This is a genomic window from Bradyrhizobium sp. 76 (assembly GCF_023073025.1).
Taxonomy (GTDB): domain Bacteria; phylum Pseudomonadota; class Alphaproteobacteria; order Rhizobiales; family Xanthobacteraceae; genus Bradyrhizobium.
In genome coordinates, this window is the sequence record NZ_JADPIS010000090.1 from 899,209 (window position 1) to 913,997 (window position 14,789).

The 14,789-nt window shown below is 62.3% G+C and carries 15 protein-coding genes and 2 pseudogenes; 12 read left to right on the plus strand and 5 right to left on the minus strand.

Translation table 11 applies throughout. The annotated features are described in order from the left end of the window. From IVB48_RS20885 to IVB48_RS20900, 4 genes are all read left to right on the plus strand, one after another. Positions 1-720, plus strand: a complete 720-nt coding sequence (locus IVB48_RS20885; RefSeq protein WP_247402436.1) for an SDR family NAD(P)-dependent oxidoreductase — start codon at positions 1-3, stop codon at positions 718-720. A gap of 87 nt (positions 721-807) precedes the next feature. After that, positions 808-1,575, plus strand: coding sequence for an SDR family oxidoreductase (locus IVB48_RS20890; protein WP_247402439.1), 768 nt, complete (start codon positions 808-810; stop codon positions 1,573-1,575). 60 nt (positions 1,576-1,635) lie between these two features. After that, entirely contained in the window at positions 1,636-1,803 is a 168-nt protein-coding gene (locus IVB48_RS20895; protein ID WP_197031219.1) for a hypothetical protein, read from the plus strand. A 66-nt stretch (positions 1,804-1,869) separates the two neighbouring features. Beyond that, positions 1,870-2,658, plus strand: a complete 789-nt coding sequence (locus IVB48_RS20900; protein ID WP_247402443.1) for a crotonase/enoyl-CoA hydratase family protein — start codon at positions 1,870-1,872, stop codon at positions 2,656-2,658. A 414-nt stretch (positions 2,659-3,072) separates the two neighbouring features. On the opposite strand, the gene IVB48_RS20905 is transcribed toward IVB48_RS20900, so the two are convergent. Beyond that, complete coding sequence (locus IVB48_RS20905) at positions 3,073-3,639, minus strand: CoA-transferase (protein ID WP_247403031.1); 567 nt, start codon at positions 3,637-3,639, stop codon at positions 3,073-3,075. 99 nt (positions 3,640-3,738) lie between these two features. Next, positions 3,739-3,861 (minus strand): annotated as a pseudogene (locus IVB48_RS20910) (DeoR family transcriptional regulator); the annotation flags it as partial. 258 nt (positions 3,862-4,119) lie between these two features. Between IVB48_RS20910 and IVB48_RS20915 the strand changes: the two are divergent. Genes IVB48_RS20915 through IVB48_RS20935 form a run of 5 tightly spaced genes read left to right on the plus strand, consistent with a single transcriptional unit; the run spans position 4,120 to position 9,062 of the window. Then, positions 4,120-5,139: an ABC transporter ATP-binding protein gene (locus IVB48_RS20915; protein ID WP_247402445.1), complete on the plus strand. Its 1,020-nt coding sequence runs from the start codon at positions 4,120-4,122 to the stop codon at positions 5,137-5,139. Positions 5,140-5,197: 58 nt separating this feature from the next. Further along, positions 5,198-6,451 (plus strand): ABC transporter substrate-binding protein, encoded by a 1,254-nt coding sequence (locus IVB48_RS20920; RefSeq protein ID WP_247359199.1) that lies wholly within the window; start codon positions 5,198-5,200, stop codon positions 6,449-6,451. Positions 6,452-6,496: 45 nt separating this feature from the next. Beyond that, complete coding sequence (locus IVB48_RS20925) at positions 6,497-7,417, plus strand: sugar ABC transporter permease (RefSeq protein ID WP_247403034.1); 921 nt, start codon at positions 6,497-6,499, stop codon at positions 7,415-7,417. Further along, positions 7,414-8,223, plus strand: a complete 810-nt coding sequence (locus IVB48_RS20930; RefSeq protein ID WP_247402447.1) for a carbohydrate ABC transporter permease — start codon at positions 7,414-7,416, stop codon at positions 8,221-8,223. The genes IVB48_RS20925 and IVB48_RS20930 overlap by 4 nt, the downstream gene beginning before the upstream one ends. Further along, on the plus strand, positions 8,223-9,062 hold the full coding sequence (locus IVB48_RS20935; RefSeq protein WP_249805722.1) for an endonuclease/exonuclease/phosphatase family protein: 840 nt from the start codon (positions 8,223-8,225) through the stop codon (positions 9,060-9,062). The genes IVB48_RS20930 and IVB48_RS20935 overlap by 1 nt, the downstream gene beginning before the upstream one ends. 87 nt (positions 9,063-9,149) lie before the next feature. On the opposite strand, the pseudogene IVB48_RS20940 reads toward IVB48_RS20935, so the two are convergent. Next, positions 9,150-9,299, minus strand: a pseudogene (locus IVB48_RS20940) (peptidase M14); the annotation flags it as partial. A 251-nt stretch (positions 9,300-9,550) separates the two neighbouring features. Here IVB48_RS20940 and IVB48_RS20945 point away from each other — a divergent pair. Genes IVB48_RS20945 through IVB48_RS20955 form a run of 3 tightly spaced genes read left to right on the plus strand, consistent with a single transcriptional unit; the run spans position 9,551 to position 12,053 of the window. Beyond that, the gene (locus IVB48_RS20945) at positions 9,551-9,745 is read left to right on the plus strand and encodes a hypothetical protein (RefSeq protein WP_247289201.1); all 195 of its coding nucleotides are present in this window, start codon (positions 9,551-9,553) and stop codon (positions 9,743-9,745) included. Continuing rightward, positions 9,717-10,169 carry a hypothetical protein gene (locus IVB48_RS20950; protein ID WP_051462984.1) on the plus strand — a complete coding sequence of 151 codons (453 nt, stop codon included), beginning with the start codon at positions 9,717-9,719 and terminating at the stop codon, positions 10,167-10,169. The genes IVB48_RS20945 and IVB48_RS20950 overlap by 29 nt, the downstream gene beginning before the upstream one ends. Before the next feature lie 57 nt (positions 10,170-10,226). Next, positions 10,227-12,053: an SDR family oxidoreductase gene (locus tag IVB48_RS20955; RefSeq protein WP_247402452.1), complete on the plus strand. Its 1,827-nt coding sequence runs from the start codon at positions 10,227-10,229 to the stop codon at positions 12,051-12,053. On the opposite strand, the gene IVB48_RS20960 is transcribed toward IVB48_RS20955, so the two are convergent. Further along, positions 12,013-14,412, minus strand: coding sequence for a glucose/quinate/shikimate family membrane-bound PQQ-dependent dehydrogenase (locus IVB48_RS20960; protein ID WP_247402456.1), 2,400 nt, complete (start codon positions 14,410-14,412; stop codon positions 12,013-12,015). The genes IVB48_RS20955 and IVB48_RS20960 overlap by 41 nt on opposite strands. Before the next feature lie 5 nt (positions 14,413-14,417). Continuing rightward, positions 14,418-14,786 carry a c-type cytochrome gene (locus IVB48_RS20965; RefSeq protein WP_027570896.1) on the minus strand — a complete coding sequence of 123 codons (369 nt, stop codon included), beginning with the start codon at positions 14,784-14,786 and terminating at the stop codon, positions 14,418-14,420. Between the last annotated feature and the right edge of the window lie 3 nt (positions 14,787-14,789).

Here is a 14,789-nt window from a genome sequence, read left to right on the forward strand (position 1 = left end):
GTGGAGAAAGTTCAAATGAGTGAGAAACCAGTCGCGATCGTGACCGGGGTCGGGCCGGGCACCGGAGCTGCCATCGTCAAGCGCTTCTCTGCCGGCGGGTTCCGTATCATGGCGCTGGCTCGCTCAGCCGAGCTCATCAATCGCCTGGCGCAAGAGCTTCCTGATGTCCACGCGGCGACCTGCGACGTTTCAGACGAAAATCAGGTGCGGACCGTCGTTGCTGATGTAAAGCGGCGTTTTGGCGCGGCTGAGGTTCTCGTCCACAACGCGGTCGGCGGAGGCTGGGGGAGCTTTCGGGAGATCGATCCGAAGATGCTGAAGGGCAATTTCGAGGTCAACGTGATGGGCTTGCTATACCTAGCGCGCGAAGTGGCTCCTGACATGATCGACCGAGGCAAGGGCGCAATCCTGGTGACCGGAAACACGTCTTCGATCCGCGGCAAGGCCAACTTCGCCGGCTTCGCGCCGACAAAGGCGGCGCAGCGCATTTTGGCCGAGTCGATCGCACGTGACATGGGACCTCTGGGCGTGCACGTCGCCTATGTTCTCATCGACGCCGTGATTGATACGCCCAGAATGCGCGCGCGGATGAGCGACAAGCCAGATGAATTCTTTATCAAGCCTGCTGCCATCGCGGACGAACTCTATCATCTCTATGGGCAGAATCGATCGGCTTGGTCGTTCCTCACAGAGCTGCGGCCATTCGGCGAAAACTGGTGACGCCCGGCTGGCGGGAAGCAGGGTCACGGCGGTTTCCGTGTCATCTCTTCATGGAGAGCGCGACAACGCAGGACTGGAAAGGTCAAGATGATTGATATCAAAAGTTCCGTGCACGAGGTTGCGGTGATCGTGGGGGGCGGTCCGGGCATCAGCTCGAGTTGCGCCCGGCTGTTCGCGGAGAACGGCATGCGTGTCTGCGTCGCAGCCAGGAATCCCGAAAAGCCGGTCCTCGAAGCCTTGGAGAAGACGCATGGTGTGCTTCGATATGCCTGCGATGCAACTGATCCGGCGGCGGTGACACAGCTGTTCGGCAACGTCGTTCAGGACGTCGGCACGCCACGACTTGTCGTGCATAACATCGATGGCCGGGTTCCCGGCATTTTCCGCAAAAGCATCATCGAAGCCGACCCGGGCATGGCGTTCGAAACACTTCGCAACTCGGCGTTCAGCGCGTTTCTGGTCGGTCAACAGGCAGCCCGGCTCATGCTTGGGAACGAACCCGACGCCAACGGCGCCAGAGGAACAATCATCTTCACGAACGCCAGCGCGGCGCTCAAAGGCTTCCCATCAAGTGGCGCATTTGCAATGGCATGTCATGCCAAGTCCGGACTCGCGCAGAGCATGGCAAGAGAATTGATGCCGCAGGGCGTCCACATAGCGAATGTGCCGATCGACGCCGCGATCGGCTGGACCCAGGAAGACGGCACTCGCGCGCATCGGCTGGCGGGGACAACTGTCGACGACAATATGGCCGACCCCGACCATATCGCAAAAGCCTATTTGCAACTGCATCGTCAGCATCGGTCGACCTGGGCGTTCGAAGTCGTGCTGCGGCCTTGGGTCGAAAAATGGTAGTGAGCAGCGTTGGAGCGCAGCCAAGTACATCGGCCGTGCAGCCGGGGCGCACGGGAGGCGGTGACTGACCTCGACGAGTTGATCCGCCGCCTCGATCGCGAGGAGTTCGATCTCGTCGCGGTGGGGCGGGCGCTGCTTCAGGATCCGCAGTGGCTGCTGAAGATACGCGACGGACGGACGGAAGAACTGATGGCTTTTGAACGGACTGCGTTTGCGGCGCTGAGCTGAGCAAAATTGACAGGTTAATTTTGCGCAACGTCGCGCAGTTGCCTAGGAGCATTCGGAGACCAGCAAATGACCGAGACGACGCAAGTCGGTCAGATCCGTACCGAGGTGCATGGGCATGTGTTCAAGATCGTCATCGACAACGTGGCGAAGAAGAATTCTTTCAGCCCGCAGATGATGGCGCAGATGTCGGATGCGATGACGCTTCTCGACCGCACCGACGACTATTGGGTCGGTGTGCTCTGCGCCGACGGCCCGGACTTCACGGCAGGCCTTGATATGCCGAAGTTCTTCGGACCCAAGGCCGAAAATACCGAGATCAAGCCCGGCAACATCGATGCGTTCGCGCTGAAAAGCCGGTGTCGTAAGCCGATCGTGACGGCCGTGCAGGGGATCTGTTTCACGATTGGCATCGAAATGATGTTGGCCGGCGATATCGTTGTGGCCGCCGACGACGCCCGGTTCTGCCAAATGGAATCCAAGCGCGGGATCGCGCCGCTCGGTGACGCCCATTTCCGGTACGTGGCGCGGGCAGGATGGGGGGATGCGATGTATCATCTGTTCTTGTGCGACGAGTTCAGCGCGGCGCGGGCGTATAAAATCGGGTTTGTTCAGGAAGTCGTCGCTCCTGGTCAGCAGATTCCCCGCGCGATGGAAATTGCTGGTCTGATCGCCAAGAACGCTCCGATCGGCATTCAGGTAACCAAAGAGGCCGCGCTGAAGTACATTGAGGCCGGCGAAAGAGCGGCGATCGACTATATCCCGAAAATCAAGGACCGCGTTTTCAGCAGCGAAGACATGAAAGAAGGCATCCAGTCTTTCGTGGAGCGTCGCCCGGCGGTGTTCCGCGGAAAATAGATCCGGCTGGCTACCCCGATAGACGGCGAGGTCGACAGCAGCGGCATCAAGAGAATATTGATCTTCTCGGCAAGCACGCCTTTGTCTGTGCGGACCGAGCGAGCGGCCGAGCGCCTTCCGATCTCTGACGGTATTTGAATTTACACCGCACCAGTGCGCGCACGGCAATCTTCGCCCCCACACAGTGCCGACAGTCGATTGACCCCGATAGGTACCGGAGCCACCAGCGTTGCGAGCGGCTCGAATTTTCTGTGAATTCAAGACCGAAAAATCGCAGTGGGTATATCGTCGGGATTTGTCCGTCACACGTGGAGAATTGTGCTTACAAATCAGCCGAAACGGCGTCCGATATAATTGAGGGGGCGTAGGGGCCGCGGCCTTGGCGACTGCTGGCGCGGGTTAATTTCGCGCAGGCTACGTGGCTCCGGCACGCGCGGCATCGGATGCGTGAATGCGCTCGGCAAATTTGGCGCCGACCGGTGTAAAGGCCGGTGGCAGCGGCCCGTCGGTGAATAGGTGGTTACAATCGGCGAGATGTCCGCCGCGCACCGTGGCGTTGCGGCCGAATTTTGTCGTGTCGGCGACCAGGACGGCGGTGCGCGAATTGGCAACGATGGATTGCCGCGCCAGGACTTCGTCGATGTGAAAGTCGAGCAGCGCACCGTCCTGATCGACGCCTCCGACGCCGAATATCCCGTAATCGGCTCGATAGCCCGAGAAAAAGCGGGCCGCCGCTTCGCCCACGATGTCCCGGTCGAGCGAACGGAGCGTGCCGCCCGCGATCGTGATTTCCACGTCGGGATTTTGTGCGAACGCTGCGGCCACATTCAGATTGTTGGTGATCACGCGCAGATCCTGACGGCGGGATAGCGCCTGCGCGACATATTCAGGTGTTGTACCCAGCCCGATCATAAGCGACGCCCCGTCGGGGATGAAGCTCGCAGTCGCGTGTGCGATGCGCCGTTTGGCGTCGGCATTCAATCCCTGTCTGCTTCCATAAGCGAGATTCTGGCTTTGAACGGGCAGGCTGACGCCGCCGTGCATTCGCCGGAGCAGCCCTTGATCGCAGAGCGCATTCACGACGCGGCGAATGGTCTGCTGCGTGACGTCAAAGCGCGTTGCAAGCTGCTCGATCGAGGCGAAGCCTTCGTCGCGGACGATCTCCAGTATGTAGGCCTGACGTGACGAGACTGTCTTGAGCATGGGGCTGTCCGTTCGAAGCAAACTATCATTCGAACATCGAAGGCGCAATTTTCTGTTTCATATGGCGCTCCAATATGTTCATATGAACAGAATGACTTGCCGCGCCGGTGAACGTTGCGTGGCCATCGGGAGGGACGGCATGGATCTGTCTGCTCATGGCGACCAGCTTTGGGCTGCTCCGCGCGAGCAGGATGCTGCGAGCATGCCGAGCTATGTCTGCGCGCGGCGCAGAGCCCTGCAGCTGAGAGCGAACGGGCTATGTCAGCGATTACGCTGAGTCATGTCTCCAAGTTCTGGGCCGCGATGCGCGCCGTCGATGACGTCAGTCTGACGGCGGACGAGGGCTCGCTGCTGGTGCTGCTGGGACCGTCCGGCTGCGGCAAGTCGACCACGCTGCGGCTGATCGCCGGCCTTGAGAATGCTGACGCCGGCACGATCGCCATCGGCGGCGTCGACGTGACCCATCTGACTCCGGCGCAACGGAAGATCTCCATGGTCTTCCAGTCGTACGCGCTGTTTCCGCATTTGAGTGTAGCCGAGAACATCGTCTTCGGCCTGCGTGTGCGGCGCGTGTCGCGCGCCGAACGAGACGAACGGCTCCGGCGTGTGGCCGAGATCGTTGGCCTTGCGCAGCTGCTTGAACGCAAGCCGTCGCAGCTGTCCGGCGGCCAGCGCCAGCGGGTTGCACTGGGGCGAGCCATCATTGCGGAAGCGCGGGTCTGCCTCATGGACGAGCCGCTTTCAAATCTGGATGCCAAGCTGCGGCATGAGATGCGGACGGAGATCCGCGCCCTGCAACAGCGGCTCGGAATGACGATGGTCTACGTGACCCACGATCAGACCGAAGCCATGACGATGGCGGATCGCGTCGTGCTGATGCGCGATGGTCGTATCGAGCAGAATGGCACACCGGAGGAGTTATATAACCGGCCCGCGACGGCGTTCACGGCGCGGTTCATCGGCACGCCGCCGATGAATCTTTTGCGCCATGGCGATCATCTCATCGGCATCCGGCCGGAGCATATCCGCATCGTGTCGGGCGGGGATCATTTTGCGCGCGTCAAGGCGATCGAGCATCTTGGGGCCGACAGCATCGTTCTGTGCGAGGTCGATGGTCAGCCGATCTCAGTGCGGCTCGAAGGTTTCAGCAAGGTTCGGCCAGGCGAGGATGTCCGGATCGCGTGGGAACCCGGGCTCGAGCATCGGTTCGATTCGAATTCGGAAGCTCGCTTGGAGACCATCGTCACAGAGGGCCAGCGGGCGATAACCGGTCGATAGCAGCGGCTGTTTCAAACGTGGTAACGAAGGAGATTGTCACATGTTTGCGCGACGAACGATGTTGATAGCAGCGGCACTCGCCGTGCTTTCGATGGCTGCCCGCCCGGCCGCCGCCGTGGATCTGACCATGTACTATCCGGTCGCGGTCGGCGGTCCCGTCACCAAGATCATCGACGACATGGTCTCGCGCTTCGAGAAGGACAATCCGGACATCAAGGTGACGGCGGTCTATGCCGGCAACTACACCGATACGATGACCAAGGCGATGACCGCCATGAAGGGCGGGCAGCCGCCGCAACTGTCGGTGTTGCTGTCGACCGACGTGTTCACGCTGATGGATGAGAACGCGATCGTGCCGTTTGACGGCCTCGTCGGCGACAAGGCCTGGTTCAAGGAGTTCTATCCGGCGTTCATGGCGAACGGGCAGATCGACGGCAAGACCTGGAGCGTGCCGTTCCAGCGTTCGACCATCGTGCTGTACTGGAACAAGGACGCCTTCAAGGAGGCGGGCCTCGATCCCGAGAAGGCGCCGGCGTCATGGGACGAAATGGTCGAGATGTCGAAGAAGCTGGTCAAGAAGGATGGCGGCAACACGACACGCTGGGGCATCGAAATTCCCTCGACTGGTTATGCCTACTGGATGCTGCAGGCGCTGGCGATCGAGAACGGCCAGAAGATGATGAACGAGCCCGGCAACGAGGTCTATCTGACCGCTCCGAAGACGGTCGCCGCCCTCGAGTACTGGGTCGACCTGTCGCGCAAGCACAACGTCGCCCCCGCCGGCAGCATCGATTGGGCGACGCTGCGCAACGATTTCCTCGAAGGCAAGACGGCGATGATGTGGCACACCACCGGCAATCTGACGGCGGTCAAGGACGCCGCGAAATTCCAGTTCGGTGTGGCCATGCTGCCGGCCGGGGAGCGGCGCGGATCACCGACCGGCGGTGGCAATTTCTACATCTTCAAGAGTGCGTCTCCCGACCAGCAGAAGGCGGCCGTCAAGTTCATTCAATGGATGACGGCTCCTGAACGCGCGGCGGAATGGAGCATGAAGACCGGCTACGTGGCGGTGTCGCCGGCCGCCTACAAGACGCCGACGATGGAGGCCTACGCAAAGGGCTTCCCGCAGGCCACAGTTGCGCGCGATCAGCTGGAGCATGCGGTGCCGGAGCTCTCCGTCCATGAGAACGGCCGCATCTACAAGTTTGTCGGCGATGCCGTGCAGGCCGCGATCACGGGCGCGCAGAAGCCGCAGGAGGCGTTGGCTGCCGCGCAGCAGCAGTCCGACCGCGTCTTGCGCGCTTACAAATAGGGACGAGGCGGGATGGCGCGCCGCCGCCATCCCGCCGGCTCACAGATGTCCGACGAGGTCGCCTCATCGCCAATCGCCCCGCGCCGCGCCCGATCGCAGGCGTGGTGGAACACCGTGAACGCCTGGCTGCTGCTGTTGCCGGCGGCCGTCCTGCTGATCGCATTCACGCACTTTCCGATTCTGGCGACGATCCGGCATTCGCTATTCGTCACACGCCGGAACGGCACCGAGGCCTTCGTCGGGCTTGACAGTTATCGGTCCATGGCGGCCGATCCGATCTTCTGGAAGGCGCTGGTCAATAATTTCTGGTTCGCGCTCGGCACGATCCCTACCTCGATCGCCCTGGCTCTGGTGATGGCGATCTGGGTCAATCGCAACATGCGCGGCCGCGGCTTTCTGCGACTGGCCTACTTCACGCCGACCGTGCTGCCGATGATCGCCGTCGCCAACATCTGGCTGTTCTTCTACACGCCGGACTATGGGCTGCTCGATCAGTTGCGCGGCCTTTTCGGTCTCGGCGGCTGGAACTGGCTGGGCGATCCCTCGACGGTGATGAGCTGTCTGGTCGTGATGGTGATCTGGAAGGAGGCCGGCTTCTTCATGATCTTCTACCTGGCGGCGTTGCAGCAGCTCTCGCCGGATCTCGAAGAGGCCGCGTCCATCGAAGGCGCGAGCCTGTGGTACACGTTTCGCCGGATCACGTTCCCGCTGCTGATGCCGACCACGCTGTTCGTGGCGATCAACGCAGTCATCAACTCCTTCAAGCTGGTGGACCATCTGGTCATCATGACCAAGGGCGGTCCGAACAACGCCAGCACGCTGCTGCTCTACTACATTTATGAGGTTGCCTTCACCTTCCAGGATTCCTCTTACGCGGCAACACTGACGGTTGTGCTTCTGATGCTGCTGAGCTCGGTTGCGCTGATCAAGTTCGGTTATCTCGATCGCAGGATCCACTATCAATGAAAGGCCGGACACGCCCCATTGAAGCCATCGCAGCATGGCTCCTGGCTTTGATCTGGCTCGCCCCATTGGCCTATGCCTTCTGGAGCGCGCTGCATCCGGCCGCTTACGCCACGTCGTTCAGCCTGTCCGCGCCCTGGACGCTGGAGAATTTTGCCCGAGCCTGGAACCAGGCGCCGTTCGCCCGGTACTATCTCAACACGGTCGTACTCGTGACCCTGATCCTGGTCGGCCAACTCATCCTGTCGACGCTGGCCGCCTATGCCTTTGCGCGCTTCAAGTTCAGGGGCAGCGGCATCGCTTTCGCACTCGTTCTGCTCCAGCTGATGATCATGCCCGACGTCCTGATCGTCGAGAACTACCGCGCGATCGCCAAGCTGGGATTGCTCGATACGATCCCTGCGATCGCGCTGCCCTATCTCGCGAGCGCCTTCGGCATCTTCCTGCTGCGGCAGACTTTCAAGGGTGTGCCCCAGGAGTTGGTGGAAGCCGCCCGGGTCGAGGGAGCGGGTCCGCTCGGAATCCTGTGCCGGGTCTATGTCCCGCTGGCTCGCCCGACCTACGTCGCCTTTGGCCTCGTCTCCGTCAGCTATCACTGGAACAATTTCCTGTGGCCGTTGATCGTCACGAATTCGGTGGAAGCGCGGCCGCTCACGGTGGGGCTTGCCGTATTCGGCGCGCCTGAGACCGGTGTGGATTGGTCAGTGATCACGGCGGCAACCGTGATGACGATGGCGCCGCTGCTGATCGCGTTTCTGCTGTTCCAGCGCCAGTTCGTCCAGTCGTTCATGCGTGCAGGCATCCGGTAATGAGACTTCTCACCTGGAACATACAGTGCGGCAAAGGATGCGAGGGCGTGACCGATCTGGCGAGGATCGTTGCCGTCGCCCAGCAGACGCTCGACGCGGACGTGTTCTGCTTCCAGGAGGTGAGCGCGAACTTCTCCAGATTTGGTGATGGAGCGGATCAGAGTGAACGGCTGGCAGCCCTTTTGCCCGGCTACTCCGCAATATTCCGACCTGCTATCGAAACTGTCGATCGTGATGGCAACCTCCATCGCTTCGGCAACATGACGCTGTCGCGGTTGCCGGTGCTGCAGATCGCCAACCACCTGCTGCCATGGCCGGACGGAGCCACGGTGCGCAGCATGCGCCGTCACGCCCTGGAGGTGACGGTTCAGGCCTCGTTTGGCGCGGTCCGCATTGTCAACACGCATCTCGAATTCCATTCGGCCGGCCAGCGCGAGGCACAGATCGCCCGTCTGCTGGATTTGCAGGAGGAGGCGTCGATGAGCCCGAAGCAGGCCAGCTGCTGGCACGACGAGCCGTATGGAAGTCAGACCGTCGCTGCGTCGAGCCTGCTGTGTGGCGATTTCAATTTTGACGTTGCCGACCCCCAGCACGCATTGATTGCCCGATCCGGCCGGCCCGGTCTGGCCTATCGGGATGCATGGATCGCCGATGGCCGCGACCGAGCGCGTGCGCCGACTTGCGGAATCTACGACCGCGCGCAGTGGGCCGACGGGCCCGACTGCCGCGACTTCATTTTCGTGACGGAAGATTTGACCGGCTACGTTCGCAGCATCCAGGTCAACGAAGCGACCGATGCCTCCGATCACCAACCCATTGCAATCGAACTTTCGGAATAGAGGAATGTGCAGGCGATGCAGAAATTCCGGCGGCCACGCTGCTAATTGCGCGATCCCAGCGCCACAAACCTTGAGGGCGTTTGGCAACTACTCGGGATAGAGCTGAACGTCCTCCGGCCTTGGCTTCTTAAAAAGGATGAAGACCAAAGGATTGCCGGGCTCGGACATTGCGTCGCTGCGTTGGCCGGTTATCTCTCCGGCGACGGCGCTTGTATACTCCGCAATCACCTCGAAACTTGTCATTCCGACATAGATATTCGAGCTTCTCCAGGCTCGCGGTGGTGTCGCGACGTGATGCCGGACTCCTCAGACCCCTACCTCCAAGATGCCGGTGTTTGACGTTGTGGCGCCCAAGGCGATTGCGCCCGCCCTCGGGCTGGGTGAGCGCGGCCGGCAATGGACGTAAGCGAAATTTTCAGATCATTAACAATGTTGAATCACAGACCGGAGCGATTGCCCTACCGTGAACCTTTCCGCTGGGGCTTTCCATGATCGATACGGCGACAAAGGCGTTGTTGCGCACCGTTCTCGACGAGGTGTGCGAAGGTGTTCCACGCTGTGAGATCGGCGCCCGGACCCACGTGGCCTCGAAGCTTCTGGAGACTGCAAGCAGGGGCGACGTCTCTGCGGATCGCCTCAAACAAGCGGCCCGCAATGCTCTCTCAGAAGTCCCGACGATGTGACGATGGTCATGTGGGGGCGGGGGTGAATTTCCACGTGACGGTCCTCAAGATCCTGGTGAGCTACCCGGATGGGTTCGCTGCCCTGGAGGATCTCAAGCGGGATATGGCCATTCTGGCGACCAGCGGTCGCGACTGGACCGAGCGCACCCGGCGGCTCGCCGGGCGGGTGCCGGGGCTGGACATCTTTTCGCAAAGGCTGATCGACCGGACAAATGGCGGGTGGCGCATCACGGCCAAGGGCCGCGCCGTGCTTGATCTGATGGAAGCTCGTCCGGACCATGCGCCGATTGCCTGCGAACAACCTCCCTCAGAGCCGGAGTGCGTACCGGCGATCACGCGGCACTTTCCGGCGGAGAGGGGGCGAGGCCGGCTTGCAGCGCGCCGTCGCCGACGCAACGCTGGCCAGCAGGCTCGGGCGTCCTAGCAAGGAACGAGCGTCACTCCCAAAGCTTGAGCTAACGCCCCGTGATGGAAGATGCTCATGCAAAGTTCCGACGCCACCTTGTCGACCGCCCGTCTGTCGCGCGTGACGGACGATATCTGGGTCGTGGACGACGCCCCGATCAGCGCCGCCGGTCTAAAACTTCCGGTGCGTATGACCGTCATTCGGCTCTCGAACGGCGATCTCGTGCTGCATTCGCCGGTAAGATATTCGCCGGCTCTCCGCGGTGAGCTGGAGCGGCTTGGGATGATAAGGTACTTGCTCGCGCCGAATATCGCGCACTGGATGTTCCTGTCCGACTGGCAGAGAGAGCTGCCGCCGGCGACGACTTTCGCGGCGCGCGGCCTTGCGGCACGCAGGCAAGTTCGAGCGGCACGTATCCGCATCGACCGCGAGCTTGGAGAGGCGACGCCCGAGGAATGGAGGGCCGACCTCGAAGCCGTCTCGGTGAACGCTCCGATGTTTTCCGAGATCGAGCTGTTCGACAAGCGCAGCCGGACACTGATCCTGACGGATCTCGTGCAAAATCTCGATCCCAACGATCTCAGTGCGCCAAATGAGGCGGCGGCAAACCTCCTGGGCATTTCCAAGCCAAACGGAATGGCGCCGGTCTATCTACGGCTTCTGCTGCGCCTCGGCGGCGGTTCCGTGCGGTCCGCAGCCGAGCGGCTTATACGGCTGTCTCCGGAGCGGGTGATCTTCGCGCATGGCGACTGGTTTGAAGCGGAGGGAACTGAGCGCCTCCGGCGATCCCTGCACTGGCTGCTTCCGGCGGCCCGCTCCGGATCTGAGCCGCGGCAAATGACCGGCACGCGCGTCGTCATCACCGGTGCCTCGAGCGGAATCGGGCGTGCTGCGGCGCTGGCCTTCGCGGGCAAGGGCGCAAGCGTGGTCTTGGCGGCACGCCGTGCTGAAGTCCTGACGAGCCTCGCCGCAGAATGCGAGGCGCTCGGAGGCCGCGCATTGGCGATCCCGACCGATGTCACCGATGCCGAGGCGGTGCAGCGGCTGGCCCGAGAGGCCGAAGACGCGTTCGGTGGCATCGACGTCTGGATCAACAACGCCGGCACCGGCGTTTTCGGGGCCTATCAGGACGCGGATATCGCGCTTCATCGCCGAACGATCGAGGTCAATCTCCTCGGCACGATGCATGGCGCTTTCGCGGTGCTTCCGATCTTCCTCCGCCAGAACCGCGGCATCCTGATCAACAACATCTCGCTCGGCGGCTGGGCGCCGACGCCTTTTGCTGCGGCCTATACCGCGAGCAAATTCGGCCTTCGGGGCTTCACCGCTAGCCTGCGTCAAGAGCTCAGTGCTCGCCGCAACATCCATGTCTGCGGCGTCTTCCCGGCCATGGTCGACACGCCCGGCTTCGTCCACGGCGCCAACATGTCCGGCCGGACGCTTGATCCCGGTCCGCTGCTGTATCAGGCGGAGGACGTTGCCGAGACGTTCGTGAGCCTCGTCCGCGCGCCCCGAGACGAAGTCGCCGTGGGCTGGCCGGCTCGTGCAGGCCAATTTGCCTACGCGATGGCTCCGCAGATTACCGAGAACATCGTGGGAGCTGCCTTCCGCTACCTGCTGTCGCGCGCGCGCCCCGCAAAGAGCAGCGAGGGCACCATGATTGAAGCTGGTCCGCAGGGCACGTCGATCGATGGCGGTTGGCTGTCACGTAAGCAGCTCCCACCTGCCGGCGTCATCAGTCAGGGGCTCGCGGCGCTGGGAATAGCTGCGGGCGTAGCTCTCCTGGCGTCAGCAGTTGCGCGTCGCGCCGGCAGATCGGGACAAGGCGTGGGCAAGTACAAGCAAGTCCTGCCGAGGCAGATCACGGCAGCGCGTAGGCTCGCACGTAATCGCCGAGTTTAGTTCCGAATGACCCGTGGCCGCCGTCGACCGTCACGACATATTGCTTGCCGCCAGCCTCATAGGTCATTGGCGTCGACTGGCCGCCGGCAGGAAGGCGGTCCTGCCAAAGCTGTCTGCCATCGCGAACGTCAAACGCGCGGATGTAGTCATCCATCGTTCCCGTGATGAAGATGACGCCGCCCGCGGTGACGATCGGACCGCCCAGCATGGGAACGCCGAGCTTGAATGGCAGCGGCAGCGGGGCCTGATCGCGTATCGTGCCGATCCGATGCTGCCAGACCACCTTGTGCGTCCTAAGATCGATCGCTGCGATGTTGCCCCACGGCGGAGCAAGACAGGGAATGCCGAGCGGTGAGAGGAAAATGCCGAGATCAACGCCGTAGGGGGCGCCGTACATCGGCTGCACGCCCAGCTCGGTTCCTGGTGGATGCGCCGCATTCGGCGCGGCCGGATTGTCCTTTCCGCGCGGCACCAGGCGAGAGATGAAGGGAATCGATTGGGGATTCGCGATCGCGATCTGGCGCTGCGGATCGACGGCAATGCCGCCCCATTCGAACATGCCGAAGTCTCCGGGAAACACCAGCGTGCCTTGTTCAGACGGCGGAGTGAACGGCCCCTCATAGCGCAGGCGCTTGAACTTGATCCGGCAAGCGAGCTGGTCGAACATCGTGCTGCCCCACATCTGCGCGTCCGTAAGTTTGCCGGAGGGGCGGAAGCTCAATTCCGAAAATGGCTGGGTTGGCGACAGCCGGTCTCCATTCGCGGCGCCCTGAGGCACCGGCTTCTCCGGTGCGGGCACCAACTGACGCCCGTCGCGCCGGTCGAGCACGAAGATGTCGCCAGTCTTTGCCGGGATGTAGATCGCCGGCGTCACGCCGCCGTTAGAGCGCAAATCGACCAGACTGGGCTGCGACGGCATATCCATGTCCCAGAGATCGTGGTGCACGTTCTGGAACGACCAACGCAGTTTTCCGGTCAAGACATCGAGCGCAATCAATGCCGAATCGTAGCGCTCGTTTTCGGGCGAACGGCCGCCGCCCCAGATATCCGGAGAACTCGAGCCGAGCGGCACGTAGATGAGTCCGAGCTTCTCGTCGACCGCCGAAATGCTCCACGAATTGGGTGAGCCGGCTGTAAAATGATGCGAGGCCGAAGGCATCTCGTTCGGATCGGAATTGCCGGCATCGAACGCCCAGAGCAACCGTCCCGAATAGATATCGAAGCCGCGGATCACGCCCGACGGGACGCGATCGGAATAGTTGTCGATCACCGCTCCGCCGACGATCAGAACCTTGTCCGTGACGACGGGCGGCGAGGTGCCCTCGTAGAAGCCGAGTGTCTGGATCTCGCTGCCTTGCTTGAGGTCGATCTGTCCCTGGTTGCCAAAACTCTGGCAAGGCACGCCGCTCTGCGCATCGAGCGCGAACATCCGCCCGTCGTTGGTCGGTACGAAAATGCGTCCCGCACAGTCGCTCGGCGCCGGCGTGCCGTCGGCACTGACCGCGCCGGGCTTGGTCGCGTGATAGGACACGCCGCGGCAGGTCATGTGCTGGAACGCCTTGTTGTGCTGGACCTGCGGGTCGAACTTCCAGCGCAATTGTCCGGTCGCAGCTTCGAGCGCGAACACGATCTGGTGCGGCGAGCAAGTGTAGAGGAGATCACCCACCTTGAGCGGCGTTGCCTGGTTGGTGATCTCGTCGGGGTCATCAGGGCCCTTGTGGTCGCCGGTGCGGAATTCCCAGGCAAGCTTGAGGTCCTTGACGTTGTCCTTGGTGATCTGGCTCAGCGACGAGAAGCGCGTACCGAAGCCGCTGCCGCCGTAGGCCGTCCAGTTCTGCCCGGCAGCGGCCTGGTCTGCTTTGGGAGCCGCAATGGCCCCGGTTGTTTCGCCCTCGGGTATCGTGCCGGCTAGATCGCGGCGATCGCTCGTCAGGGACATGCCGACGACGATGGCTGCGGCGACCAACACAAGGCCGAGCGCCCATCGCGCCGCGCGCAAGCGAGGCGCGAGGCGAGAGGCAATGAAGGGCAGCATCAGCCATAGGCCAAGCGGCGCGAGCACGTCGCCGCGCGGCGCCAGCGACCAGAAATCGAGGCCGGCCTCCCAGATCGCCCAAGCCATCGTTCCGGCCAGCAGCGTGGCATAAATCCAGAGCGCCTCGGCGCGACGGCGCGCGAGCAGCCAGCTCGTGAGCAGAAGCATGATCCCCGCGATCAGGTAGTAGACGGAGCCACCGAGGGCTGCGAGCCAGGCACCGCCAGCCAGGAGGCCCAGTCCCATGATGGCGACAACCACGACGGTGATGGCCAGCAATGGCGCGTCACGGAACCAATTCGTTGAACGATGTGTCGGAGTCATGATGGTCACTTGAGCGTATAGAGAAACGCCGCGATGTCCCGCGCGTCTTTTTGCGGGATACCCATTCTCGGCATCGCATTGCCCGGCAACGCTCGCTGTGGATCCTCGATCCAGTCAGCCATGTTGTCCGGCGAATTGTGGATGTAGCCGGCGATGTAGGTCCGCGTGCCGATCCGATGCAAGGGTGGGCCGACATTGCCTTCGGCGCCGGCAATGCCGGGAATATCGTGACAGCCGCCGCACTGGTACTGCTTGACGAGGTCGGCGCCACGACGCGCGTCGCCGGTGAAGTTGTCCGGGCCCGCAGCCTCGCAGGCGGCGGTAGCGGTAGCCAGGAGTGCAGTGACTAGCAATTTCGCGATTGGATTTACCATCGC